A 22,581-nucleotide genomic window follows, 5' to 3' on the forward strand; every position below is an offset into this window, starting at 1 on the left:
CCTTCCAGAAAGACTCAGTCGCGCATTTCGTGATCAAGCCGCCCCCACATTGCTGGGGGGCGGTGCCGTCATCAGAGGTGCGCCTGACATCAAAATGTCATTCGTTTATCGCGTGAACGCCATGTTCGCTGAGTAATGTCCTCGCCAATGAGATCGATCTCAAGCGAGTGACAATGACTGACTTGAAAGAAGTTGCACGACTGGCCGGTGTATCGCGGGCGACTGCCGCGCGGACCTTTGCCTCCCCCGAAGTGGTGCGTCCGGCGACCCGCGAGCAAGTCTTCGCCGCTGCCCGCGAACTGGGTTTTCGGCCCAATCGCCTCGGCCGCCAACTGCGTTTGCAAACCACCAACCTGATCGGGGTGGTGGTCCCCAATCTTCTCAACCCGGTGTTCGCCGAGCAGTTCCAGGCCATGGAGCGGGCTGCGCGTTTGCGCGGCTACAACTTGTTGCTGGCGACCACCGATTACAACAGCGAGCGTGAAAGCTCGGTGGTCGAGGAGTTGTTGCGCCAGCGGGTTGATGGGCTGGTGCTGACGGTCACCGATGCCGAAAGCAACCGCGTGCTGCAAAGCCTCGCCAGCGAGGACACGCCGTTTGTGCTGGCTTATCACCAACCGGGCAATCCTGATTACAGCGCGGTGTCGGTCGACAACCGCGCCGGGATGGCACTGGCCACGCGTTACTTGCTGGATGCGGGGCATCGGCGGATTGGCATGGTCGCCGGCCCGGCATTGCAGTCCGACCGTGCCCGTTTGCGTTACGCCGGTTATGGCGACGCGATGCGTGAATACGGCCTCGACAGCTTGCCGGTGATCGAAATGCCCGCCCATACCCAGGCCGATTTCGCCGCCCTTCAACCTTTTTTGTCCGGACCACAGGCGCCCAGCGCGTTGGTCTGTTCCAACGATTTGCTGGCGATCAGCCTGATCGCCGAGCTGCGTCGGCACGGCTGGAATGTGCCTCGGCAAATGTCTGTGATCGGTTTTGACGGTATTGCCCTGGGCACGCAAATGCACCCCACGCTGTGCAGTGTGGTGCAGCCGATTGCAACGCTGGCCAGCACGGTCATTGAGCAGTTGCTGGCACAAATTGCTGGCGCCGCCCCGGTTTCCCATTGCCTGCCTTGCCATGTCCGGCCAGGCGAAAGTACTCAACCCTACGAGGAGACACTCGATGATCCGCTTCACTAAAACCCTGGCAGCGTTATGGCTGTGCGGTTTGGCCAGCCTGGCCCAGGCCGCTGAAACGGCGATTTGCTACAACTGTCCGCCGGAATGGGCGGACTGGGGCACCCAACTCAAAGCCATTGCCGACACCACCGGCGTGCAGGTCCCACTGGACAACAAAAACTCTGGTCAGTCCCTTGCGCAGTTGGTTGCCGAGCACGCCGCGCCGGTCGCGGACGTGGTGTATTACGGCGTCACGTTCGGTTTGCAGGCACAAAAAGCCGGGGTGGTCGGGACTTATAAACCCAAGGGCTGGGAGCAGATTCCGACGGGATTGAAAGACCCGCAGGGGCACTGGTTTGCGATTCATTCCGGCACGTTGGGGATCATGGTCAACGTCGATGCGCTGGGTGGCTTGCCGGTTCCGCAGAGCTGGGCTGATCTGCTCAAGCCTGAGTACAAAGGCATGGTCGGCTACCTCGACCCGTCGAGTGCATTCGTCGGTTACGTGTCGGCGGTCGCTATCAATCAGGCCATGGGCGGGACCCTGGATAACTTCGCGCCGGCCATCGATTACTTCCAGAAACTGGCGAAAAACGCACCCATTGTGCCGAAACAAACCGCGTATGCGCGGGTGCTTTCCGGCGAGCTGCCGATTCTGGTCGACTACGACTTCAACGCTTACCGCGCGCGCTACAAAGACAAGGCCAACGTCGCTTTCGTGATCCCCAAAGAAGGCAGCATCAGCGTGCCTTACGTGATGAGCATGGTCGACAACGCGCCGCATCGCGCCAACGCCGAAAAGGTCCTGGATTTTGTGCTGTCCGACCAGGGGCAGGCGTTGTGGGCCAAGGCGTATCTGCGCCCGGTTCGCGAGATGAAGATGCCGGCTGACGTTGCCGCGCAGTTCCTGCCAGACAGTGACTACGCCCGCGCCGGTGTGGTCGATTACGAAAAAATGGCGGCGGTGCAGGAAGCCTTTGCTGCGCGTTATCTGAGTGAGGTCAAGTAAGTGACGACTGTGCAGCTCAACGCGCTGGAGGCCTCGCCCCGCCGTGATGTTTTGCAGCGCTGGCGACCGACGGCGGCCTGGGCGCTGGCCCCGGCAGCGGCGGTCCTGCTGGCGTTCTGGCTGTTGCCGCTGGCGCATTTGATTGTGCTGGGTGGGCAAGGGCGCGACGGCAGCGACAGCGGCTATTGGCAAGTGCTGAGTAGTGCGCAATACCTGGGCAGCCTGGTGCAGACCTGCGTCCTGGCGGCGGTGGTGACACTGGCGGCGTTGTTGGTCGGTGGCATCAGCGGGGTGTTTCTCGCTCGCCAACAGTTCTTCGGGCGCTCGGCGTTGGTTGCGCTGCTGACGTTTCCGCTGGCGTTTCCCGGGGTGGTGGTCGGCTTTCTGGTGATTCTGCTGGCGGGTCGACAAGGCCTGTTTGCCGCGCTGGGACTGGAGCTGGCGGGTGAGCGCTGGATTTTCGCTTACTCGCTGACGGGGTTGTTCATTGGTTATCTGTACTTCTCGATTCCGCGGGTGATTCTCACGGTGATGGCCGCGTGTGAAAGCCTCGATCGCAGCCTGGAAGAAGCCGCGCATTCACTCGGCGCCGGGCATTGGCGGGTGGTGTGCGACGTGATCGTGCCGGGGCTGGCGCCCGCGCTGGTGTCCTGCGGCGCCATATGTTTCGCGACGTCGATGGGCGCTTTCGGCACTGCGTTCACCTTGGGCACGCGGCTGAACGTGACTCCCGTGGCGATCTATAACGTGTTCACCAACTATGCCAATTTCACCGTGGCCGCTGCACTGTCAGTCATCCTCGGGGCAGTCACCTGGGCGGTGCTGTTACTGGCACGGCGCGTGGCCAAACAGTCGGGGACGGTTTTGTGAAACGAACAACGCTGTTTATCGCACAACTGGTTTTTACCCTGTTGGTCTGTGCCTTCATGTTGGTGCCCGTGCTGATGTCGTTGCTGGCGGGGCTGACGCGCAATTACTTCGTCGGGGTGTCGAGTGGGCTGACGTTCGATTGGTTGATTCAGGTCTGGCAAACCTACTCGCCGACGGTCTGGTTATCGCTGCAATTGGCGGTTGCCTGTGCCGTGTGCGTTTGCCTGATCGGCGTGCCGGCGGCCTATGCCCTGGTGCGGATGAACAACCGCTTCAGCCGCGCGTTCGAAGAGTTGATGGTGCTGCCCGTGGCGATGCCGGGCTTGGCCAGTGCCCTGGCGCTGCTGCTGACCTATGGGCAATTTGGCGAATTTCGCCGCAGTTGGCTGTTCATCCTGGTGGGGCATGTGCTGTTCACTCTGCCGTTTTTGGTACGCCCGGTAATGGCGGTGATGCAGCGCCAGCAACTGCCGACGCTCGAAGAAGCGGCGGCGAGCCTGGGTGCCGGGCCGATCAAGCGCTTTTTCAGTGTGGTGGTGCCCAATTGCCGGGCCGGGATACTGGCCGGGGTGCTGATGGTCGTCACCCTGTCGCTGGGCGAGTTCAACCTGACCTGGATGCTTCACACGCCAATGACCAAGACCTTGCCGGTGGGCCTGGCCGACAGCTATGCCTCGGCGCGGCTGGAAGTGGCCAGCGCCTACACCCTCATATTTCTGTTGATGATCGTGCCGCTGCTGATTGCGTTGCAGGCCATCAGCGCCCGTCTTTCTCGTGGAGAGCGTCGATGACCGGAACCACTATTCGCCTGCAGGGTTGCCGCAAGGCGTTCTCTGACGGCACAGTCGCTGTAGACGATTTGAACCTGACCATCGAGGCCGGGGAAACCCTGGCGATCCTTGGCCCGTCCGGTTGCGGTAAAACCACCACGTTGCGCATGATCGCCGGCCTTGAGCGCCCGGATGTCGGGCAGATTTTCTTTGCCGACAGCGACGTCACACGCCTGCCCATCGAGCGTCGCGACGTGGGCATGGTGTTTCAGAATTACGCGTTGTTTCCGAACCTGGACGTGGCCGGCAATATTGTTTACGGCCTGAAGATAAGAGGCCTGTCGCCCGCCGAACGCAACAAGCGTTGCGCCGAGTTGCTGGAATTGGTCGGCCTGCAGGATCACGGCAAACGCCGTATTCATGAGTTGTCCGGCGGCCAGCGTCAGCGGGTGGCTCTGGCCCGAGCGTTGGCACCGCGGCCTCGGGTATTGCTGCTTGATGAGCCGTTGGCGGCGCTGGATGCACAGCTGCGCGAACGGCTGCGCAGCGAGCTGGATCAACTGCTGCGCAGCTTGCGCATTACCTCGGTATTTGTGACGCACGACCAGGGCGAGGCCATGGCGCTGGGGGATCGAATTCTGGTCATGGAGCGCGGGCGCGTCGCGCAACTGGCCACGCCGCGAGACATCTATCAGCAACCCGCCAACGCGTTTGTCGCCAGTTTCGTCGGCAACCTCAATGCATTCCCGGTGATCGAACCGACCGCCCATGGCTTGAAGGTCAGTGGCGGCGAGTTGCCCTGGAAGGGCATTCCCGTGCCGAAGACGGTGTACTGCCGTCCTGAGCATTTGCGGGTGATGGACGGTGCCGGGCATGTGCGCGGTCGTCTGGTCGGGCAGTTTTTCCAGGGGGCGCAAAGCCGCCTGTTGGTGGACATCGGGGCTGAACAGCCATTGTTGGTCGACAGCGCTGACGGCGTCATCCACGCCACCGGCGCGCTGATTGCCCTGGCCATCGAACCGCACGTGTTGTTCACCCTGCATTCGTAATGTTTTTTGTTTAAGAGCACTTATTTTGAACAGTCCGTTTCTTGTTGCGCAGATCAGCGATTTGCACCTTAAAGCCGATCAAAAGCTGACCTACGGCGTGGTCGATTGCCTGGGCGCGTTGCGGCGCGCGGTCGATCATTTGAATGCCAGCCAGCCGCGCCCCGACATCGTGGTCATCAGCGGCGACCTGGTGGATTTCGGCCGTCCCGATGAATACGCGGTGTTGAAGCGCGAACTGGCGCGATTGCACATGCCTGTCTACGTGGTACCCGGTAATCACGATGATCGCGAGCAGTTACTCGCGGGATTTACCCATCACCGCTATTTGCCGACGGACGCCAATGCGCCGCTCGATTGGGTGGTCGAGGATCACCCGGTGCGCCTGATCGGGCTGGACTCGACCCGGCCGGGCGCGCATGGCGGTCAGGTGCTGGACAGCCAGTTGCGCTGGCTCGATGAGCAACTGTCCCGTCGGCCCAATGTACCGACGCTGTTGATTCTGCATCATCCGCCGTTTGTCACCGGTATCGGCCACATGGACCGAGAGTCGTTTATTAATGCTGCCGCGCTGGAAGCGCTCGTCGCTCGCCATCCGCAGATAGAGCGCTTGCTCTGCGGGCATCTGCATCGGCCGATGCAGCGCCGCTTCGGCGGCTCACTGAGTTGTGTGTGCCCCGGCACTTCCCACCAGATCGTGCTGGATCTGGAGGCCTCCGCGCCGGCACATTTCAATCTGGAGCCGGCGGGTTACCTGGTGCATCGCTGGCATCCGCAACACGGTCTGGTTACCCACAACGCCGTGTTCGGAGAATACGCCGGACCTTATCCGTTTTATGACGTTCATGGATTGATCGACTGATAACACCAGGACGATGACGATGCTGTCCTTATTGAACTTGGGGAGGTGTTAACGACGGCCACTTAAGTACGGTTACACGACGTTTATCTCAATGATGACTTAATGCACGGGCTGACCCCTTGGTGGGCCCGGCGCTTCCTGCTGTCTTTTTACTGCGCACAGAACATGGCTTCTGCGCTGGAGTTCGCCCTGATGAAAGCCTCGTTTCAAGTATTAAGTTTTTTGACCGGCGGTTTGGGCATGGCCCTGAGTCCCTTGGCGTCTGCTGATTTCATTAATGACAGTAAAGCCAACCTGAACTTGCGTAACTTCTATTTCAATAACGATAACCGCGACGGTGCCGCCGCACCGTCGAAAACCGAAGAGTGGGGCCAGGGCTTCATGCTCAACTATCAGTCTGGGTTTACCGACGGTACTGTGGGCTTCGGTCTGGATGCGATCGGTTTGCTTGGGATCAAGCTCGATAGCGGTGAAGGACGGCATGTCGGCAGTTCAATGATCCCCAGCGATGGCGCCAAGGCCGCGGATCAGTGGGGCCGTGTCGGCGCGACGGCAAAGATGCGCTTCTCCAAGACCGAGTTGCGCTACGGCACCTTGCAGCCGAAGTTGCCGATCCTGGTGGCGAACGATGGCCGACTGCTGCCGCAAACCTTTGAAGGCGGGCAGGTCACCAGTAATGAACTCGATAACCTGACCTTTACCGCCGGCCAACTTGAACATGCTACTGGCCGCGGTTCCAGCGACAGCGCCGGCCTTGCGGTGGCGGGTGCCACTCAGGAAAGCAATAAATTCACCTTTGCCGGCGGTGATTACAAACTGACTAAAGACCTGACGGCCCAGTATTACTACGCCAATCTCGAAGACTATTACCAACAGCACTTCGCCGGTTTATTGCATGTACTGCCATTGGGTGAATACGGTTCGCTGAAAACCGACCTGCGTTATTTCAAGACCACCTCCGATGGCAAGAACAGCAGTGCCGCCGGTCGCGTCAATGGCTACAAGTTTGGTGGTTACACCAAGGGCGGGACGGGTGAAATCGACAACGATACCTGGAGTGCTGCGTTCATTTACTCGTTAGGCGGCCATGCCATCACCGCGGGTTATCAAAGCGTTTCCGATGACAGCAACTTTGCGCAACTCAATCAGGGTGGATTGGTGGGCAAAGGCGAGGGCGGCGCCAGTCTTTATCTGTACACCGATCGCACCATTCAGACTTTCATTCAGGCCGGCGAACGAACCGCCTTCACGCAATACGCTTACGACTTCGCTGCACTGGGCGTTCCGGGCCTGAAGGCGTCAGTCATGTACCTCAAGGGCGACAACATTCAGACCGCCAGCGGTAAGGACGCAAGCGAATGGGAGCGAGATATCTCCCTGGATTATGTGATTCAAAGTGGCGCGTTGAAGAACGTCGGTTTCGGCTGGCGCAATGCGATGTCACGCAGCGATATTTCCCGCGACCAGGATCAGAATCGCCTGATCGTGAGCTATTCCATTCCTCTGATGTAAGCCCCCGGCTCAAAGCCTATCGGCGGACAGGTTCACGATTGCGTGCGTGAACCTGATCCAGTCGACGATTTGCCTCCCCGTTCTCCCCGCCATTTATCCGCTAAATACAAAGCATCCTAACTATTGCGTTGACATTCGCTGCCTAGGCAGTAACATCTCGACATACATTCTCTGCCTAGGCAGCTAATTGGTGTTCAGATGAAGCATTTCACCCCGGAACAATTCAAGCATTGCCATCTCGGCCTTTTGCTCGGCCGTGCCGCGCTGCTCAAGGACCGGATCATCGACACGCACATGGAGCCCCACGGCATTACTGCCGCGCAGTTCAAAGTGCTGATCATCATGGCCCAGTTCGGCGTCGATACCCCGGCCGAGCTGTGCCGCCACCTGTCGCTGGACAGCGGTTCGATGACGCGCATGCTCGATCGTCTGGAGCAGAAAGGTTTCCTCGCTCGCCAACGCTCCGAGGCCGACCGCCGACAGGTGCAACTGGTGCTGACCGAACAAGGCCAGCAACTGGCTGACCGTCTGCCGGAGATCGGCGCCGACGCCATGAATGAACTGGCCGGCGCCATCACGCCGGACGAGTTGAGCACCCTGGAACAGATCCTGAAGAAAATCTTGGTGGCAGCCGGTGACTCGATCACCCTGCTGCGGGTAGGTGACAAATGAGCAGTAAAACCTTGCGTACCGGCCTGAGCCTGGTGCTGTCGGCCATGATCCTGGCCGGTTGCGCCAGCTACAGTGGCTTGCACACCGAAGGCAAAAGCGTCGATGCGAAAAGCCTCAAGGCCGGACAATCCCTCAGCGGCGTGACCCTGTCGCCAGCGGCGTGGCCGAAAAGCGACTGGTGGAAAAGCCTCGGCGACCCACAACTCGACGGCTTGATCCGCGAAGCCCTGCACGACAGCCCGGACATGCAGATCGCCGAAGCTCGCGCCCACCAAGCCAGCGCCGCCGCGTATGCCGCCGACGCCGATCGGATGCCGACCCTCGATGCCAGCGCCGGTGTCAGCCGTTCGCGCCTGGCCAAGGATCAGGACCCACGCGGGCAGGGCGATGCCTACGCCACCGTGCGTAATATCAGCGCCAGCTTCAATTACAACTTCGACCTCTGGGGCGGTCAGCGTGACGCCTGGGAAGCCGCGTTGGGCCAGGCCCGCGCCGCCGAAGTCGATCAGCAAGCCGCGCAACTGACCTTGTCCGCCGACGTCGCCCGCGCCTACAGCGATTTGGGGCAGGCGCACATCGTCTATGACCTGGCCAATGAAGACCTCAAGCGCACCAAGCAAATGCTCGACCTGAGCCAGCGTCGCCTGAGTTCCGGGATCGACAGCCAGTACCAGTTCCAGCAAACCGAAAGCCTGGAAGCCAGCTCCGAAGCCAGCCTGATCGATGCGGAAAAACGCCTGAACAGCGCAAAAATCGCCTTGGCCGTGCTGCTCGGCAAAGGCCCGGATCGCGGCAATGAAATTGCTCGACCGAAAATCCTCCAGGCCAGCGCCGTGGCGTTGCCGTCGGTGTTGCCGGCGGAATTGCTCGGTCGTCGCCCGGATCTGGTGGCTGCGCGTTGGCGGGTCGAAGCGGCGAGCAAGGACATCGCCGCGAGCAAGACCCAGTTCTATCCCAACTTGAACCTGACGGCTGCCGCCGGTGCTGAATCCTTGTTGGGTGACGCGATGTTCGGTTCGGCCAGTCGCTTCTTCAATATCGCCCCGACCATTTCGGTGCCGATTTTCGACGGCGGCCGCTTGCGCGCCAACCTCGATGCCCGCGACGCCGACTATGACCTCGCAGTGGCGCAGTACAACAAGAGCCTGGTCAAGGCGCTGGGGGATGTCAGCGACACCATCAACCAGTTGCGCGATATCGGCCGGCAGATTGGTGCCCAGCAGCACGCCACCGAGATTGCCCAGGACTCTTACAACACCGTGGTCCAGCGCTACGGTTCCGGCATCGGCAATTACCTGGACGTGCTCAGCATCGAACAGCAATTGCTCCAGGCCCAGCGTCAGCTGGCCAACCTGAATGCCGAGCAGATCGATCTGTCGATCCAATTGATGCAGGCGCTCGGCGGCGGCTTCCAGGCCGAAACCATCGCCTCGGCCAATCCAGCTCCAGCCAAGCTGAACAACTAATTCAAGGTAACTGTCATGGCCACCGAAACTACTTCTGCTCCAACCCATCAAGCGCCTGAAAACGCCCAAGACACCAGCAACCCGCGCAAACGTAAAGTCATGCTGGTGGTGCTGGCGATTCTGGTGATCCTCGCCGGTGCCGGCGTCTGGGCATATCACGAGTTCTACGGTCGTTGGAACGAAAGCACCGACGACGCCTATGTGAACGGCAACGTGGTGGAAATCACGCCGCTGGTCACCGGCACCGTGGTCAGCATCGGCGCCGATGATGGCGATCTGGTCCATGAAGGCCAGGTGCTGGTCAACTTCGACCCGAACGACGCCGAAGTCGGGCTGCAAAGTGCCCAGGCCAACCTCGCTCGCACCGTGCGTCAGGTTCGCGGTTTGTACAGCAACGTCGACGGCATGCGCGCCCAGGTCAATGCCCAGCAGGCTAACGTGCAGAAAGCCCAGGACAACTTCAACCGCCGGAAAAACCTCGCCGCTGGCGGCGCGATTTCCCAGGAAGAACTGTCCCACGCTCGCGACGACCTGACCTCGGCGCAAAACGCCTTGGCCAATGCGCAACAACAGCTGAAAACCACCAGCGCGCTGGTGGATGACACCGTGGTGTCGTCGCACCCGGACGTGATGTCCGCCGCCGCGCAACTGCGTCAGGCTTACTTGAACAATTCCCGCAGCACCCTGATTGCGCCGGTCACCGGTTACGTGGCCAAACGTTCGGTGCAATTGGGCCAGCGTGTTCAGCCGGGTACCGCGCTGATGGCAGTGATTCCACTGGATCAACTGTGGATCGACGCCAACTTCAAGGAAACCCAACTGCGTGACATGCGCATCGGCCAACCGGTGGACATCGAGGCCGACCTGTACGGCAGCGACGTGAAATTCAGCGGCACCATCGACAGCCTCGGCGCCGGCACCGGCAGCGCGTTTGCCTTGCTGCCAGCGCAGAACGCTACCGGTAACTGGATCAAGATTGTTCAGCGTGTGCCGGTGCGGATTCACGTGAATGCCGAAGAACTGGCCAAGCACCCGTTGCGCGTCGGCCTGTCGACCCAGGTCGATGTGAACCTGCACGACCAGAGCGGCCCGGTGCTGGCGCAACAGCCGCCACAAAAGGCTTCTTTCAGCACCAACGTCTATGACCGTCAGTTGGCCGAGGCCGACGCGATGATCGCGCAGTTGATCCATGACAACAGCGCTGCGGTCAGCAAGACCGCGCAACGCTAAATTGCCATCACACCGACCCTGTGGGAGCAAGCCTTTGTGGCGAGGGAGCTTGCTCCCGCTGGGTCGCGAAGCGGCCCCAAAAGCTTTACGACTGCTTCGCAGTCGAGCGGGAGCAAGCTCCCTCGCCACAAAGGCTCCCACAAGGCTTGCTGCGTCTGTAACAGGCGTGGCGCCAATCAGGTTCCATAGGATTCGCGATGAGCAATAACGCCTCTTTCACGCCGCCCAGCCTGGTGCTCAGCACCATCGGCCTGTCGCTGGCGACCTTCATGCAAGTGCTTGACACCACCATCGCCAACGTGGCCTTGCCGACGATTTCCGGCAACCTGGGCGTGAGTTCGGAGCAGGGCACCTGGGTGATCACTTCGTTTGCCGTGAGCAACGCGATTGCGCTGCCGCTGACCGGTTGGCTGAGCCGGCGTTTCGGTGAGGTGAAGCTGTTTCTCTGGGCCACCATCCTGTTTGTTCTGGCCTCGTTTCTTTGCGGTATCTCGACCTCGATGCCGGAGCTGATCGGTTTCCGCGTGCTGCAAGGCCTGGTGGCCGGGCCGTTGTACCCGATGACCCAAACGCTGCTGATTGCGGTGTACCCCCCGGCCAGGCGCGGCATGGCCTTGGCGTTGCTGGCGATGGTCACGGTGGTGGCGCCGATTGCCGGCCCGATCCTCGGTGGCTGGATTACCGACAGCTATAGCTGGCCGTGGATCTTCTTCATCAACGTACCGATCGGGATTTTCGCGGTGATGGTGGTGCGCTCGCAGCTCAAGGCGCGTCCGGTGGAAACCAGTCGCCAGCCGATGGATTACGTCGGTTTGATTACGCTGATCATTGGCGTCGGCGCGTTGCAGATAATCCTCGATAAAGGCAACGACCTGGACTGGTTCGAATCGAACTTCATCATCATCGGTGCGGCGATTTCGGTGATTGCCCTGGCGGTGTTCGTGATTTGGGAAATGACCGACAAGCATCCGGTGGTCAACTTGCGGTTGTTCGCTTACCGCAACTTCCGCATCGGCACGATTGTGTTGGTGCTGGGTTACGCCGGTTTCTTCGGCATCAACTTGATCCTGCCGCAATGGCTGCAAACCCAGATGGGTTACACGGCCACCTGGGCTGGTTTGGCGGTGGCGCCGATCGGGATTCTGCCGGTGCTGATGTCACCGTTTGTCGGCAAGTACGCGCACAAGTTCGACCTGCGACTGCTGGCCGGGCTGGCGTTCCTGGCGATTGGCCTGAGCTGCTTCATGCGCGCCGGGTTCACCAACGAGGTGGACTTCCAGCACATCGCCCTGGTGCAGCTGTTCATGGGGATTGGCGTGGCGCTGTTCTTTATGCCGACCCTGAGCATCCTGATGTCGGACCTCCCGCCGAGCCAGATCGCCGACGGCGCAGGCCTGGCGACCTTCCTGCGGACTTTGGGCGGTAGTTTCGCGGCGTCGTTGACGACGTGGATCTGGATTCGCCGGGCGGATCAACATCATGCGTACCTGAGCGAAAGCATCACCACCTACGACCAACCGACCCGGGACGCCTTGCACGCCTTGGGCGGGGCGAGTACCCCGGCGTATGCGCAACTCGACCAAGTGCTGACCAGCCAGGCGTACATGCTCTCCACCGTGGATTACTTCACGTTGCTGGGTTGGGGATTCATGGGGTTGATGCTGATCGTGTGGCTGGCGAAACCGCCATTTGCGGCGAAGGCGGGGCCGGCTTCTTCGGGCCACTAAGCAAAACACATTCCCCTGTGGGAGCGGGCCTGCACCGAAGATCCCTTTGTAGGAGCGAGGCTTGCCCGCGAAGGCGGTGTGTCAGTTGATAGAGATATTGACTGACACGACGCCTTCGCGGGCAAGCCTCGCTCCTACAGGGATTGCGCAAGTGTTTAGTGGGTTGGGGCGGCCAACTGCGGCGGCGGGGCGAAGTCGAACGGGGCGAGGGCAAACCCTTGCTCATCCACTTGCAATGCCCAGCCCTGACGATCCCAATCCCCCAGCACAATGCGCCGGGCCGCTTGCTCGCCAATCTGCAACTTGTGAATCGCCGGTCGATGGGTATGCCCATGGATCAGCGTCTTCACGCCATATTCCTGCATGATCCGCGGCACTTCTTCCGGTGTTACATCGACGATGTCATTGGCCTTCATCCGCGTCTGCGCACGGCTTTCGCTGCGCAGTTTGCGCGCCAGGTTATGGCGGGTGCGCAGGGGCAGATGGCGCAGGATGAACAGGGTGACCGGGTTACGCAGGTAGCGACGCAGCTTCATATAGCCGACATCGCGGGTGCAGAGGCTGTCACCGTGCATCAATAGCACCGGCTCGCCGTAGAGTTGCACGACACTCGGGTCTTTCAACAGCGTGCAGCCGGCCTGTTTACAGAAGGCCTTGCCGAGCATGAAGTCGCGATTGCCGTGCATCAGAAAAATCGCCGTGCCGCTGTCGCTGAGATTGCGCAGGGCCTGGCAGATGGAACGCTGGAACGGCGTCATGGCATCGTCGCCAATCCACGCCTCGAAAAAGTCGCCCAAGATGTACAACGCACTCGCCGAACGGGCGCGTCCGGCGAGCAAATCCAGAAACGCCCGGGTTATGTCCGGGCGCTCCTCTTCCAGATGCAAGTCTGAAATCAGCAGTATCACTCAATGATCTCGGCTTTCTCGATGATCACGTCTTCTGCAGGTACGTCCTGGTGGCCGGACTTGGAAGTGGTGCTCACGCCTTTGATCTTGTCGACGACTTCAGTGCCGGCAACCACTTTGGCGAATACCGCGTAGCCCCAGCCCTGGGTGGTCTTGGCGCTGTGGTTCAGGAAGCTGTTGTCAGCCACGTTGATGAAGAACTGGGCGGAAGCCGAATGCGGCTCCATGGTGCGAGCCATGGCCACGGTGTACTTCTCGTTCGGCAGGCCGTTGTCGGCTTCGTTCTGGATGCTTGGGCGCTTGTCTTTCTTTTCTTTCATGCCTGGCTCGAAACCGCCGCCCTGGATCATGAAGTTACCGATGACACGGTGGAAAACAGTGTTTTCGTAGTGGCCGGCTTTGACGTATTCGATGAAGTTGGCAACGGTAACCGGTGCTTTTTCAGCGTTCAGTTCCAGGACGATGTCGCCGTGGTTGGTGGTCAGTTTGACTTGGGTCATGATCGGCACTCTTTCAAGAAATTCGTGGGTTTCGGGGCGTTTCGGCCCGCAACCGGTCTGGTCTGTCTCGACCAAGGTGCGCAGTTTAGCGCGACAGGCGCGAATTTCGAGGCTGTTTTTCAAAACAGGTGGATTAAACGCACCTGTTTTAGGGCCCGCTCTGTCAGCGGCTTGACAGCATCGGCTATGATAGCGGCTTTGTTTTGTCAGGCCTTTCGTTCCGGCCACGCACTTGTACGTTCAAGGATCCTATGAGCAAGCCCACTGTCGACCCTACCTCGAATGCCAAGACCGGCCCTGCCGTGCCGGTCAATTTCCTGCGCCCGATCATCCAGGCGGACCTGGACTCGGGTAAGCACACGCAGATCGTCACCCGTTTCCCGCCTGAGCCCAACGGCTACCTGCACATCGGTCACGCCAAGTCGATTTGCGTGAACTTCGGCCTGGCCCAGGAATTTGGCGGCGTCACGCACCTGCGTTTCGACGACACCAACCCGGCCAAGGAAGACCAGGAATACATCGACGCGATCGAAAGCGACATCAAATGGCTGGGCTTCGAATGGTCCGGTGAAGTGCGCTATGCCTCGCAGTATTTCGACCAGTTGCACGACTGGGCCGTCGAGCTGATCAAGGCCGGCAAGGCCTACGTCGACGACCTGAGCCCGGAACAAGCCAAGGAATACCGTGGCACCCTGACCGAGCCGGGCAAGAACAGCCCGTTCCGTGACCGCTCCGTGGAAGAAAACCTCGACTGGTTCGCCCGCATGAAGGCCGGCGAATTCCAGGACGGCGCACGCGTGCTGCGGGCCAAGATCGACATGGCCTCGCCGAACATGAACCTGCGCGACCCGATCATGTATCGCATCCGTCACGCTCACCACCACCAGACCGGTGACAAGTGGTGCATCTACCCGAACTACGACTTCACCCACGGTCAGTCGGACGCCATCGAAGGCATCACTCACTCGATCTGCACCCTGGAGTTCGAAAGCCATCGTCCGCTGTACGACTGGTTCCTGGACGCGCTGCCAGTGCCGGCGCACCCGCGTCAGTACGAATTCAGCCGTCTGAACCTGAACTACACCATCACCAGCAAGCGCAAGCTCAAGCAACTGGTCGATGAAAAGCACGTGTTCGGCTGGGACGACCCGCGCATGTCCACGCTGTCGGGCTTCCGCCGTCGTGGCTACACGCCAGCGTCGATCCGTAACTTCTGCGACATGGTCGGTACCAACCGTTCCGACGGCGTGGTGGATTTCGGCATGCTTGAATTCAGCATCCGTCAGGATCTGGACCAGAACGCTCCGCGCGCCATGTGCGTGCTGCGTCCGTTGAAGGTCGTGATTACCAATTACCCGGAAGACAAGGTCGATCACCTCGAACTGCCACGTCATCCGCAGAAAGAAGAGCTGGGCGTGCGCAAGCTGCCGTTCTCCCGTGAAATCTACATCGACCACGATGACTTCATGGAAGAGCCGCCAAAAGGCTACAAACGCCTGGAGCCGAACGGCGAAGTGCGTCTGCGCGGCAGCTACGTGATCCGCGCCGACGAAGCGATCAAGGACGCCGATGGCAACATCGTCGAACTGCGTTGCTCGTATGACCCGGAAACCCTCGGCAAGAACCCTGAAGGCCGCAAGGTCAAAGGCGTGGTGCACTGGGTGCCGGCAGCGGAAAGCGTCGAGTGCGAAGTGCGCCTGTACGATCGCCTGTTCCGTTCACCGAACCCTGAAAAGGCTGAAGACAGCGCCAGTTTCCTGGACAACATCAACCCTGACTCGCTGCAAGTTCTCACTGGTTGTCGTGCTGAGCCTTCGCTGGGCAATGCACAGCCGGAAGACCGTTTCCAGTTCGAGCGCGAAGGTTACTTCTGCGCGGATATCAAGGACTCGAAACCGGGCGCTCCGGTATTCAACCGTACCGTGACCTTGCGTGATTCGTGGGGCCAGTGATTCAAGGAAACAATTAAAGTGTTAACGATCTACAACACGCTCACCAAGAGCAAAGAAGTCTTCAAGCCTCTGGATGGCAACAATGTGCGCATGTACGTCTGCGGGATGACCGTGTACGACTACTGCCACATTGGCCACGGCCGCAGCATGGTCGCGTTCGACCTGGTGACCCGCTGGTTGCGGTTCAGCGGTTATAACCTGACCTATGTGCGCAACATCACCGACATTGAAGACAAGATCATCAATCGGGCCAAGGAGAACGGCGAGCCGTTCGACGTGCTGACCGAGCGCATGATCACTGCGATGCACGAGGATGAGGCGCGCCTCAACATCCTCAAGCCGGATATGGAGCCGCGGGCCACCGATCACATCGCTGGCATGCAGAGCATGATCCAGACCCTGATCGACAAGGGTTACGCCTACGCCCCGGGCAATGGCGACGTGTACTACCGCGTCGCCAAGTTCATGGGCTACGGCAAGCTGTCGCGCAAGAAAATCGAAGACCTGCGCATCGGCGCGCGGATCGAAGTCGACGAGTCCAAGCAGGACCCGCTGGACTTCGTGCTGTGGAAAGGCGCCAAGCCGGGCGAGCCGAGCTGGCCATCGCCGTGGGGCGACGGTCGTCCGGGCTGGCACATCGAGTGCTCGGTGATGTCGACCTGCTGCCTGGGCGAGACCTTCGACATTCATGGCGGCGGCAGTGACCTTGAGTTTCCGCACCATGAAAACGAAATCGCTCAGAGCGAAGCGGCGACCGGCAAGACCTACGCCAACGCGTGGATGCATTGCGGCATGATTCGCATCAATGGCGAGAAGATGTCCAAGTCCTTGAACAACTTCTTCACCATTCGCGACGTGCTGGAAAAGTACCACCCGGAAGTCGTGCGTTACCTGCTGGTGTCGAGCCACTACCGCAGCGCGATCAACTATTCGGAAGACAACCTCAAGGACGCCAAGGGCGCACTCGAGCGTTTCTACCACGCGTTGAAAGGTCTGCCGAGCGTCGCTCCGGCTGGCGGCGAAGCGTTTGTCGAGCGTTTCACCCAGGTGATGAACGACGACTTCGGCACGCCGGAAGCTTGCGCGGTGCTGTTCGAGATGGTCCGTGAGATCAACCGTCTGCGCGAGAGCGATCTCGATGCAGCGGCGGGTCTGGCGGCACGCTTGAAGGAACTGGCGAGTGTGCTGGGTGTGTTGCAGCTCGAAGCCGATGATTTCTTGCAGGCTGGCGCTGAAGGCCGGGTTGATGCGGCTGAAGTGGATGCGCTGATTGCTGCGCGTCTGGCGGCTCGTGCCAACAAGGACTGGGCCGAATCCGACCGCATCCGCGACCAGCTCACCGCCATGGGCGTAGTGCTGGAAGACGGCAAGGGCGGCACGACCTGGCGTTTGGCTGACTGATAGCTGTGTTCGTTACAAACAAAACCCGCCTAGTGCGGGTTTTTGTTTTTGGGCCTGGCGTCAATGCTGCGGTGGCAGGGCTGACGTCTTCGCGGGCAAGCCTCGCTCCTACAGGATTTATGTCGTTCACATTATTGGCGAACGACACCGTCCTGTAGGAGCGAGGCTTGCCCGCGAATAGTCTTTCGCCAGGCCCCACCATCGCGGATGACTCGTCACTCAGCCTGGCGCAACCGCTTGTACAACGTATTCCGGCTAACCCCCAACCGCCGCGCCAGATGCGAAATATTCCCCCCAGCCGCCTGCAACAACCGATTCAAATCTTCTGCATCATTCAAATCCACCGCCAACGGTTCTGCGGGTTCCACCGGTTCCATCTCCAGATCGACAAAAAAATCATCCGGCAAATGCTCAGGCTTGACCGGTTGTTCCTCAGCCATGGCCAGCGCTACCTGCATCACGCTGCTGACCTGCCTTAAATTCCCCGGCCACGGATGTCGGCTGAACAACTCCATCACCTCACGGCTCAACCCGGCCCATTGCGACGGCTCGCGATGTTGCTCCCACAAGCGCTTGAACAGCGCCTGTTTGTCGCTGCGTTCCCTTAACGGTGGCAATTCCAGGGTCAAGCCGCCGATCCGGTAATACAGGTCTTCACGAAACCGCCCCAGTTGCACCTGCTCGCGTAACGAGCGGTTGGTGGCGGAAATAATGCGGATATCCACCGGGAACAACTCGCTGCTGCCCACCGGTTGCACGCAGCGCTCCTGCAACACGCGCAACAAACGGGCCTGGGTCGGCAGCGGCATGTCGCCGATTTCATCGAGGAAGAGGGTGCCTTTGTCAGCCTTGCGGATCAGCCCGATGCTGCCTTTCTGGTTGGCACCGGTGAACGCGCCTTTCTCGTAGCCAAACAGCTCGGACTCAACCAGTTCGGCGGGGATCGCTGCACAGTTGACGGCGATAAACGGTTGTTTGCTGCGGGAGCTGGCCTGGTGCAGGGCTTTGACGAAGACCTCCTTGCCGACCCCGGTTTCGCCGTGGATCAGCAGCGGAATGTCTTTCTCCAGCAAACGTTCGGCCTGACGCACGGCTTTTTCCACACGGCTGTCGCCGAAATGCAGGGTGTTCAGGCTGATGGCGGTCGGCGGTGTTGCAACACTTGGCTCAGTAAACACTCTAGCCTGAATCGGCGCCTGTTTCGGCCGCTTCAGCAGGCACTGGAAACGGTTGCGCCCGGACGCTTGCAGGGCAAACGGCAAACCATCCGGCTGGTTCAACAACTCCAGCAATGAAACCTTGAACAGACTTTCCACGCTGACCCGCGACAAGCTGATGCCCAGCAAATTGTCAGCCCGGCGATTGGCCGACAGCACTTGCCCGGTCTCGTCGAAAATCAGCAACCCGGCCCATTGGCTGTCGAGGTTGTTCAATCCGGTGTTGAAGGTCAGTTGAAAATGCTGGCCGTGGAACAGGTTCAGGATCAGCCGGTTCTCCACGGTCTGGCTCATCATCTTGACCATGCCCAGGGTGTGGGACGGCGGCAGGTAGCTGTCGCTGGACACGTCGAGCACCGCGATCACCTTGCGCTCGGCATCGAAAATCGGCGCGGCGGACCCGGTCATGAAGCGGTTGGCTTTCAGGAAGTGTTCATCGTGTTCGATATGCACCGCTTGCTCGCAGGCCAGGGCAGTGCCGATCGCGTTGGTGCCGCTGCAACGCTCCATCCAACTGGCACCGGCGCTGAAACCCCGGGTCAGGCTCGGTTCGATAAAGCGCTGGGTGCCCCAGGACGTGAGCACTTGGCCTTGATTGTCGGCGAGCATGATCAGGCAATTGGAGTTGCTGAGGATGTTCTCGTAATACGGCAGGACTTCCTGATGGGTGGTCTGCACCAGGGAGTGCTGGCTTTCCAGCAACTGCGCGATGCCATCGGCCGGCAACTGGTCGAAGGTCGGCACGCTGTGGTGATTGAGACCGAACGCGCGGCAGCGGGACCAGGAGTCCTGAATGATGGCGTCATGGGAGAGCGGCGAGGCGGGTACGGCCATGGCAGTCGATCTCTGAGCAGAGCTTTTATTGTTTTTATGGGTACTACACAACACTTGATGCGCCACATAACCCTGTAGGAGCGAGGCTTGCCCGCGAAGGCGTCGGGGAGATCGCCTTCGCCGGCAAGCCTGGCTCCTACAAGGGCAACACATGGCACAAAAGTGCTAATAGAGTGTTGTTCACTATTGTTCATTGTCAACCGCCGAAGTGTTCAGTTGTTCAGCCGCAACTGTTCATTTCTGTTCAGCAACGAACGCGGTTTTCCTCTATTTCCAAGGATTTTCAAACCAGATCAACCACTTGTAATTTCTGGCACGAATGTCGCTCTATCGCTACGGTCGCTTGACTCCAAATAATAAAAAGGCCGAGCCATGTCATTAACCCTGGAGCACGTCAGCTGTACCGTCGAGGGCCAGATCTGGATCGACGATGCGTGCCTTGTTTTCGAACCTGGATCCTTCAACGTTTTGCTCGGGCGCACGCTGTCCGGCAAAACCAGCCTCATGCGCCTGATGGCCGGCCTGGACAAGCCCGACAGCGGGCGCATCCTGATGAACGGCGTCGACGTCACCCAACGCCCGGTGCGTCTGCGCAACGTGTCGATGGTCTACCAGCAGTTCATCAACTACCCGACCATGACGGTGTTCGAGAACATCGCCTCGCCGTTGCGCCAAGGCGGTGTGTCGAACGAGGTGATCCAGAGCAAAGTGCTGGAAACCGCGAAGATGCTGCGCATCGAGAAATTCCTCCAGCGCCATCCGCTTGAATTGTCCGGTGGCCAGCAACAACGCACGGCGATGGCCCGGGCGCTGGTCAAAGATGCCGAGCTGATCCTGTTCGATGAACCGCTGGTCAACCTCGACTACAAACTGCGCGAAGAACTGCGTCAGGAAATGCGCGAGTTGTTCAAGGCGCGGCACACCATCGCCATCTACGCCACCACCGAACCCAACGAAGCCCTCGCGCTGGGCGGCACCACCACGATTCTGCATGAAGGCCGGGTGATTCAGAGCGGCAAGTCCTCCGAGGTCTATCACCAGCCGCAAACGGTGCTGGCGGCGGAGTTGTTTTCCGAGCCGCCGATCAACCTGATGCCGGGGCGTATTGCCGGCAACGAAGTGAGTTTCGCGAATTTCGTGCACTTCCCGCTGAACGTCGATCTGCGCCCGGTGGGCGAGGGCGAGTTCCGCTTCGGCGTGCGCCCGAGCCACATTTCCCTGGTGCCGAGCAACGACGACGACCTGGAACTGGCGGTGACCGTCGAGGTGGCCGAGATCAGCGGTTCGGAAACTTTCCTGCATGTGCGCAACGAGCATTTCCTGTTGGTGCTGCACTTGCCGGGCGTCCACGAATACGACGTCGATGCGCCGATTCGCATCTATATTCCGACCCATAAACTGTTCGTCTTCGATATGCAGGGGCGGCTGGTCCAGGCGCCCGGTCGCCGTATCGCGAGGGTTGCCTGATGGCCGAAATTCGTTTGCAGAACCTCGCCCACAGCTACACCCGCACCCCGAGTGGGCCTGAGGACTACGCCATTCGCGAGATGGACCACATCTGGGAGCAGGGCGGTGCTTATGCTTTGCTCGGGCCGTCGGGTTGCGGCAAGTCGACCTTGCTCAACATCATTTCCGGGCTGCTCAGCCCGTCCCAGGGCCAGGTGCTGTTCGACAGCAAAGTCGTCAACGACCTGACCCCGGAGAAACGCAACATCGCCCAGGTTTTCCAGTTTCCGGTGGTCTACGACACCATGACGGTGTTCGACAACCTGGCTTTCCCGCTGCGAAACCAGGGCATGGGCGAGGCGAAAATTCACAGCAAGGTGCAGGAAATTGCCGAGGTCCTCGACCTCCAGGCGCTGCTGAGCAAAAAGGCGCGCAACCTCACCGCCGATGAAAAACAGAAAGTCTCCATGGGTCGTGGGCTGGTGCGCGATGACGTCTCGGCGATCCTGTTTGACGAGCCGCTGACGGTGATCGACCCGCACTTGAAGTGGAAACTGCGGCGCAAGCTCAAGCAGATCCACGAGCAGTTCAACATCACCATGGTCTACGTCACCCACGACCAACTCGAAGCCTCGACCTTCGCCGACAAGATCGCGGTGATGTACGGCGGGCAGATCGTGCAGTTCGGCACGCCACGGGAATTGTTTGAACGGCCGAGCCACACCTTTGTCGGCTATTTCATCGGCAGCCCGGGGATGAATCTTATCGACGTGCAGCCGCAGCCCGGTGGTGTCGGTTTCGCCTCGACGCACTTGCCGCTGTCCGACGCGATGCAGAAACAAATCGCCGAGTCCGAGTGGAAAAGCCTGAAGGTCGGTATCCGCCCGGAGTTCGTCCACGTGTGGGACGAACCATTTGATGACGCGATGCAGGCACAGGTCGTACACATCGAAGACCTTGGCACCTACAAGATCATGACCCTGAACCTCGACGGCGTACCGCTGAAAGTGCGCCTGGCGGAAGACAAACCGGTGCCCGAAGGCACGGCGTATATCAGCTTCCCGGCGCAATGGTTGATGGTGTATGCGGACGATTACCTGCTGGAGGTGCAGCCATGAACAAGGTGCAAAACAACAAGGCCTGGTGGTTGGTCCTGCCGGTGTTCCTGCTGGTGGCGTTCAGTGCGGTGATCCCGATGATGACCGTGGTCAACTACTCGGTGCAGGACATTTTCGACCAGTCCAGCCGCTACTTCGTCGGCGCCGACTGGTACAAGCAGGTGTTGCTCGATCCACGCTTGCATGACTCATTGCTGCGCCAGTTCATCTACTCCGGCTGCGTGTTGCTGATCGAAATCCCGCTGGGCATCGCCATCGCCCTGACCATGCCGACCAAGGGCCGCTGGTCGTCGCTGGTGTTGATCATCCTGGCGATTCCTCTGCTGATCCCGTGGAACGTGGTCGGCACCATCTGGCAGATCTTCGGCCGCGCCGACATCGGTTTACTCGGTTCGAGCCTGAATGCCATGGGCATGAACTACAACTACGCGTCGAACACCATGGACGCCTGGGTCACGGTGCTGGTGATGGACGTCTGGCACTGGACCTCGTTGGTGGCGCTGCTGTGCTTCTCCGGTTTGCGGGCGATTCCGGACGTGTACTACCAGGCAGCACGGATTGATCGAGCGTCGTCCTGGGCGGTGTTCCGACATATCCAGTTGCCCAAGCTCAAGAGCGTGCTGCTGATCGCGGTGATGTTGCGCTTCATGGACAGTTTCATGATCTACACCGAGCCGTTCGTGTTGACGGGTGGTGGTCCGGGGAATGCCACGACCTTCCTGAGTCAGACCTTGACCCAGATGGCCGTAGGGCAATTCGACCTTGGCCCGGCGGCGGCTTTCTCGCTGGTGTACTTCCTGATCATCCTGTTGGTGTCCTGGCTGTTCTACACCGCCATGACTCACTCTGACGCCAACCGCTGAGGCCCA

At 60.0% G+C, this 22,581-nt stretch carries 19 protein-coding genes; 16 read left to right on the plus strand and 3 right to left on the minus strand.

The window, feature by feature from the left end:
• Positions 1 to 173 precede the first annotated feature (173 nt).
• From ACIOYV_RS25740 to ACIOYV_RS25790, 11 genes are all read left to right on the plus strand, one after another.
• Positions 174 to 1,193 (plus strand): LacI family DNA-binding transcriptional regulator, encoded by a 1,020-nt coding sequence (locus ACIOYV_RS25740; RefSeq protein ID WP_290026427.1) that lies wholly within the window; start codon positions 174 to 176, stop codon positions 1,191 to 1,193.
• On the plus strand, positions 1,177 to 2,181 hold the full coding sequence (locus tag ACIOYV_RS25745) for an ABC transporter substrate-binding protein (RefSeq protein WP_401328194.1): 1,005 nt from the start codon (positions 1,177 to 1,179) through the stop codon (positions 2,179 to 2,181). Before ACIOYV_RS25740 ends, ACIOYV_RS25745 begins: the two co-directional genes overlap by 17 nt.
• A gap of 9 nt (positions 2,182 to 2,190) precedes the next feature.
• The gene (locus ACIOYV_RS25750) at positions 2,191 to 3,051 is read left to right on the plus strand and encodes an iron ABC transporter permease (RefSeq protein WP_054053935.1); all 861 of its coding nucleotides are present in this window, start codon (positions 2,191 to 2,193) and stop codon (positions 3,049 to 3,051) included.
• Entirely contained in the window at positions 3,048 to 3,842 is a 795-nt protein-coding gene (locus tag ACIOYV_RS25755; RefSeq protein ID WP_163913734.1) for an ABC transporter permease, read from the plus strand. The genes ACIOYV_RS25750 and ACIOYV_RS25755 overlap by 4 nt, the downstream gene beginning before the upstream one ends.
• On the plus strand, positions 3,839 to 4,870 hold the full coding sequence (locus ACIOYV_RS25760; protein ID WP_163913736.1) for an ABC transporter ATP-binding protein: 1,032 nt from the start codon (positions 3,839 to 3,841) through the stop codon (positions 4,868 to 4,870). Before ACIOYV_RS25755 ends, ACIOYV_RS25760 begins: the two co-directional genes overlap by 4 nt.
• A gap of 25 nt (positions 4,871 to 4,895) precedes the next feature.
• On the plus strand, positions 4,896 to 5,729 hold the full coding sequence (locus ACIOYV_RS25765) for a phosphodiesterase (protein WP_401328198.1): 834 nt from the start codon (positions 4,896 to 4,898) through the stop codon (positions 5,727 to 5,729).
• Between the two features lie 192 nt (positions 5,730 to 5,921).
• The gene (locus tag ACIOYV_RS25770; RefSeq protein WP_401328248.1) at positions 5,922 to 7,241 is read left to right on the plus strand and encodes an OprD family porin; all 1,320 of its coding nucleotides are present in this window, start codon (positions 5,922 to 5,924) and stop codon (positions 7,239 to 7,241) included.
• Positions 7,242 to 7,439: 198 nt separating this feature from the next.
• Positions 7,440 to 7,913 (plus strand): MarR family winged helix-turn-helix transcriptional regulator, encoded by a 474-nt coding sequence (locus ACIOYV_RS25775; RefSeq protein WP_401328201.1) that lies wholly within the window; start codon positions 7,440 to 7,442, stop codon positions 7,911 to 7,913.
• Entirely contained in the window at positions 7,910 to 9,379 is a 1,470-nt protein-coding gene (locus tag ACIOYV_RS25780) for an efflux transporter outer membrane subunit (protein WP_401328204.1), read from the plus strand. The genes ACIOYV_RS25775 and ACIOYV_RS25780 overlap by 4 nt, the downstream gene beginning before the upstream one ends.
• A 15-nt stretch (positions 9,380 to 9,394) precedes the next feature.
• Positions 9,395 to 10,609 carry an efflux RND transporter periplasmic adaptor subunit gene (locus tag ACIOYV_RS25785; protein WP_401328207.1) on the plus strand — a complete coding sequence of 405 codons (1,215 nt, stop codon included), beginning with the start codon at positions 9,395 to 9,397 and terminating at the stop codon, positions 10,607 to 10,609.
• A 197-nt stretch (positions 10,610 to 10,806) separates the two neighbouring features.
• On the plus strand, positions 10,807 to 12,336 hold the full coding sequence (locus tag ACIOYV_RS25790; RefSeq protein ID WP_401328210.1) for a DHA2 family efflux MFS transporter permease subunit: 1,530 nt from the start codon (positions 10,807 to 10,809) through the stop codon (positions 12,334 to 12,336).
• A gap of 155 nt (positions 12,337 to 12,491) precedes the next feature.
• Here the strand turns inward: ACIOYV_RS25790 and lpxH are convergent, their stop codons facing one another.
• Together lpxH and ACIOYV_RS25800 are read right to left on the minus strand one after the other, a co-directional pair.
• Positions 12,492 to 13,244: a UDP-2,3-diacylglucosamine diphosphatase gene (gene lpxH, locus ACIOYV_RS25795; RefSeq protein WP_401328213.1), complete on the minus strand. Its 753-nt coding sequence runs from the start codon at positions 13,242 to 13,244 to the stop codon at positions 12,492 to 12,494.
• Complete coding sequence (locus ACIOYV_RS25800; protein WP_054053931.1) at positions 13,241 to 13,744, minus strand: peptidylprolyl isomerase; 504 nt, start codon at positions 13,742 to 13,744, stop codon at positions 13,241 to 13,243. The genes lpxH and ACIOYV_RS25800 overlap by 4 nt, the downstream gene beginning before the upstream one ends.
• 251 nt (positions 13,745 to 13,995) lie before the next feature.
• Between ACIOYV_RS25800 and ACIOYV_RS25805 the strand changes: the two genes are divergently transcribed.
• Together ACIOYV_RS25805 and cysS are read left to right on the plus strand one after the other, a co-directional pair.
• Positions 13,996 to 15,696, plus strand: coding sequence for a glutamine--tRNA ligase/YqeY domain fusion protein (locus tag ACIOYV_RS25805; RefSeq protein WP_054614113.1), 1,701 nt, complete (start codon positions 13,996 to 13,998; stop codon positions 15,694 to 15,696).
• Between the two features lie 18 nt (positions 15,697 to 15,714).
• On the plus strand, positions 15,715 to 17,097 hold the full coding sequence (cysS, locus tag ACIOYV_RS25810; RefSeq protein WP_054053706.1) for a cysteine--tRNA ligase: 1,383 nt from the start codon (positions 15,715 to 15,717) through the stop codon (positions 17,095 to 17,097).
• 215 nt (positions 17,098 to 17,312) lie between these two features.
• Here cysS and ACIOYV_RS25815 read toward each other — a convergent pair whose 3' ends face one another.
• On the minus strand, positions 17,313 to 19,148 hold the full coding sequence (locus tag ACIOYV_RS25815) for a sigma-54-dependent Fis family transcriptional regulator (RefSeq protein WP_401328218.1): 1,836 nt from the start codon (positions 19,146 to 19,148) through the stop codon (positions 17,313 to 17,315).
• A 372-nt stretch (positions 19,149 to 19,520) separates the two neighbouring features.
• On the opposite strand from ACIOYV_RS25815, the gene ACIOYV_RS25820 reads away from it, so the two are divergent.
• Genes ACIOYV_RS25820 through ACIOYV_RS25830 form a run of 3 tightly spaced genes read left to right on the plus strand, consistent with a single transcriptional unit; the run spans position 19,521 to position 22,575 of the window.
• Positions 19,521 to 20,615 (plus strand): ABC transporter ATP-binding protein, encoded by a 1,095-nt coding sequence (locus ACIOYV_RS25820; protein ID WP_401328221.1) that lies wholly within the window; start codon positions 19,521 to 19,523, stop codon positions 20,613 to 20,615.
• Positions 20,615 to 21,712 carry an ABC transporter ATP-binding protein gene (locus tag ACIOYV_RS25825; RefSeq protein WP_401328224.1) on the plus strand — a complete coding sequence of 366 codons (1,098 nt, stop codon included), beginning with the start codon at positions 20,615 to 20,617 and terminating at the stop codon, positions 21,710 to 21,712. The genes ACIOYV_RS25820 and ACIOYV_RS25825 overlap by 1 nt, the downstream gene beginning before the upstream one ends.
• Positions 21,709 to 22,575, plus strand: a complete 867-nt coding sequence (locus tag ACIOYV_RS25830) for a carbohydrate ABC transporter permease (RefSeq protein ID WP_163913756.1) — start codon at positions 21,709 to 21,711, stop codon at positions 22,573 to 22,575. Before ACIOYV_RS25825 ends, ACIOYV_RS25830 begins: the two co-directional genes overlap by 4 nt.
• The last annotated feature ends 6 nt before the right edge of the window (positions 22,576 to 22,581 follow it).

This window comes from Pseudomonas sp. NPDC087342 (genome assembly GCF_044744265.1).
In the GTDB taxonomy this organism is placed as follows: domain Bacteria; phylum Pseudomonadota; class Gammaproteobacteria; order Pseudomonadales; family Pseudomonadaceae; genus Aquipseudomonas; species Aquipseudomonas nunensis.

What these genes read in the sequence shown, in the direction of transcription:
- ACIOYV_RS25740 (WP_290026427.1), top strand. Translation starts at nt 174, where the DNA reads ATGACTGACTTGAAAGAAGTTGCACGACTGGCCGGTGTATCGCGGGCG.
- ACIOYV_RS25745 (WP_401328194.1), top strand. Translation starts at nt 1,177, where the DNA reads ATGATCCGCTTCACTAAAACCCTGGCAGCGTTATGGCTGTGCGGTTTG.
- ACIOYV_RS25760 (WP_163913736.1), top strand. Translation starts at nt 3,839, where the DNA reads ATGACCGGAACCACTATTCGCCTGCAGGGTTGCCGCAAGGCGTTCTCT.
- ACIOYV_RS25770 (WP_401328248.1), top strand. Translation starts at nt 5,922, where the DNA reads ATGAAAGCCTCGTTTCAAGTATTAAGTTTTTTGACCGGCGGTTTGGGC.
- ACIOYV_RS25775 (WP_401328201.1), top strand. Translation starts at nt 7,440, where the DNA reads ATGAAGCATTTCACCCCGGAACAATTCAAGCATTGCCATCTCGGCCTT.
- ACIOYV_RS25780 (WP_401328204.1), top strand. Translation starts at nt 7,910, where the DNA reads ATGAGCAGTAAAACCTTGCGTACCGGCCTGAGCCTGGTGCTGTCGGCC.
- ACIOYV_RS25785 (WP_401328207.1), top strand. Translation starts at nt 9,395, where the DNA reads ATGGCCACCGAAACTACTTCTGCTCCAACCCATCAAGCGCCTGAAAAC.
- ACIOYV_RS25790 (WP_401328210.1), top strand. Translation starts at nt 10,807, where the DNA reads ATGAGCAATAACGCCTCTTTCACGCCGCCCAGCCTGGTGCTCAGCACC.
- ACIOYV_RS25800 (WP_054053931.1), bottom strand. Translation starts at nt 13,744, where the DNA reads ATGACCCAAGTCAAACTGACCACCAACCACGGCGACATCGTCCTGGAA.
- ACIOYV_RS25805 (WP_054614113.1), top strand. Translation starts at nt 13,996, where the DNA reads ATGAGCAAGCCCACTGTCGACCCTACCTCGAATGCCAAGACCGGCCCT.
- ACIOYV_RS25815 (WP_401328218.1), bottom strand. Translation starts at nt 19,148, where the DNA reads ATGGCCGTACCCGCCTCGCCGCTCTCCCATGACGCCATCATTCAGGAC.
- ACIOYV_RS25820 (WP_401328221.1), top strand. Translation starts at nt 19,521, where the DNA reads ATGTCATTAACCCTGGAGCACGTCAGCTGTACCGTCGAGGGCCAGATC.
- ACIOYV_RS25825 (WP_401328224.1), top strand. Translation starts at nt 20,615, where the DNA reads ATGGCCGAAATTCGTTTGCAGAACCTCGCCCACAGCTACACCCGCACC.
- ACIOYV_RS25830 (WP_163913756.1), top strand. Translation starts at nt 21,709, where the DNA reads ATGAACAAGGTGCAAAACAACAAGGCCTGGTGGTTGGTCCTGCCGGTG.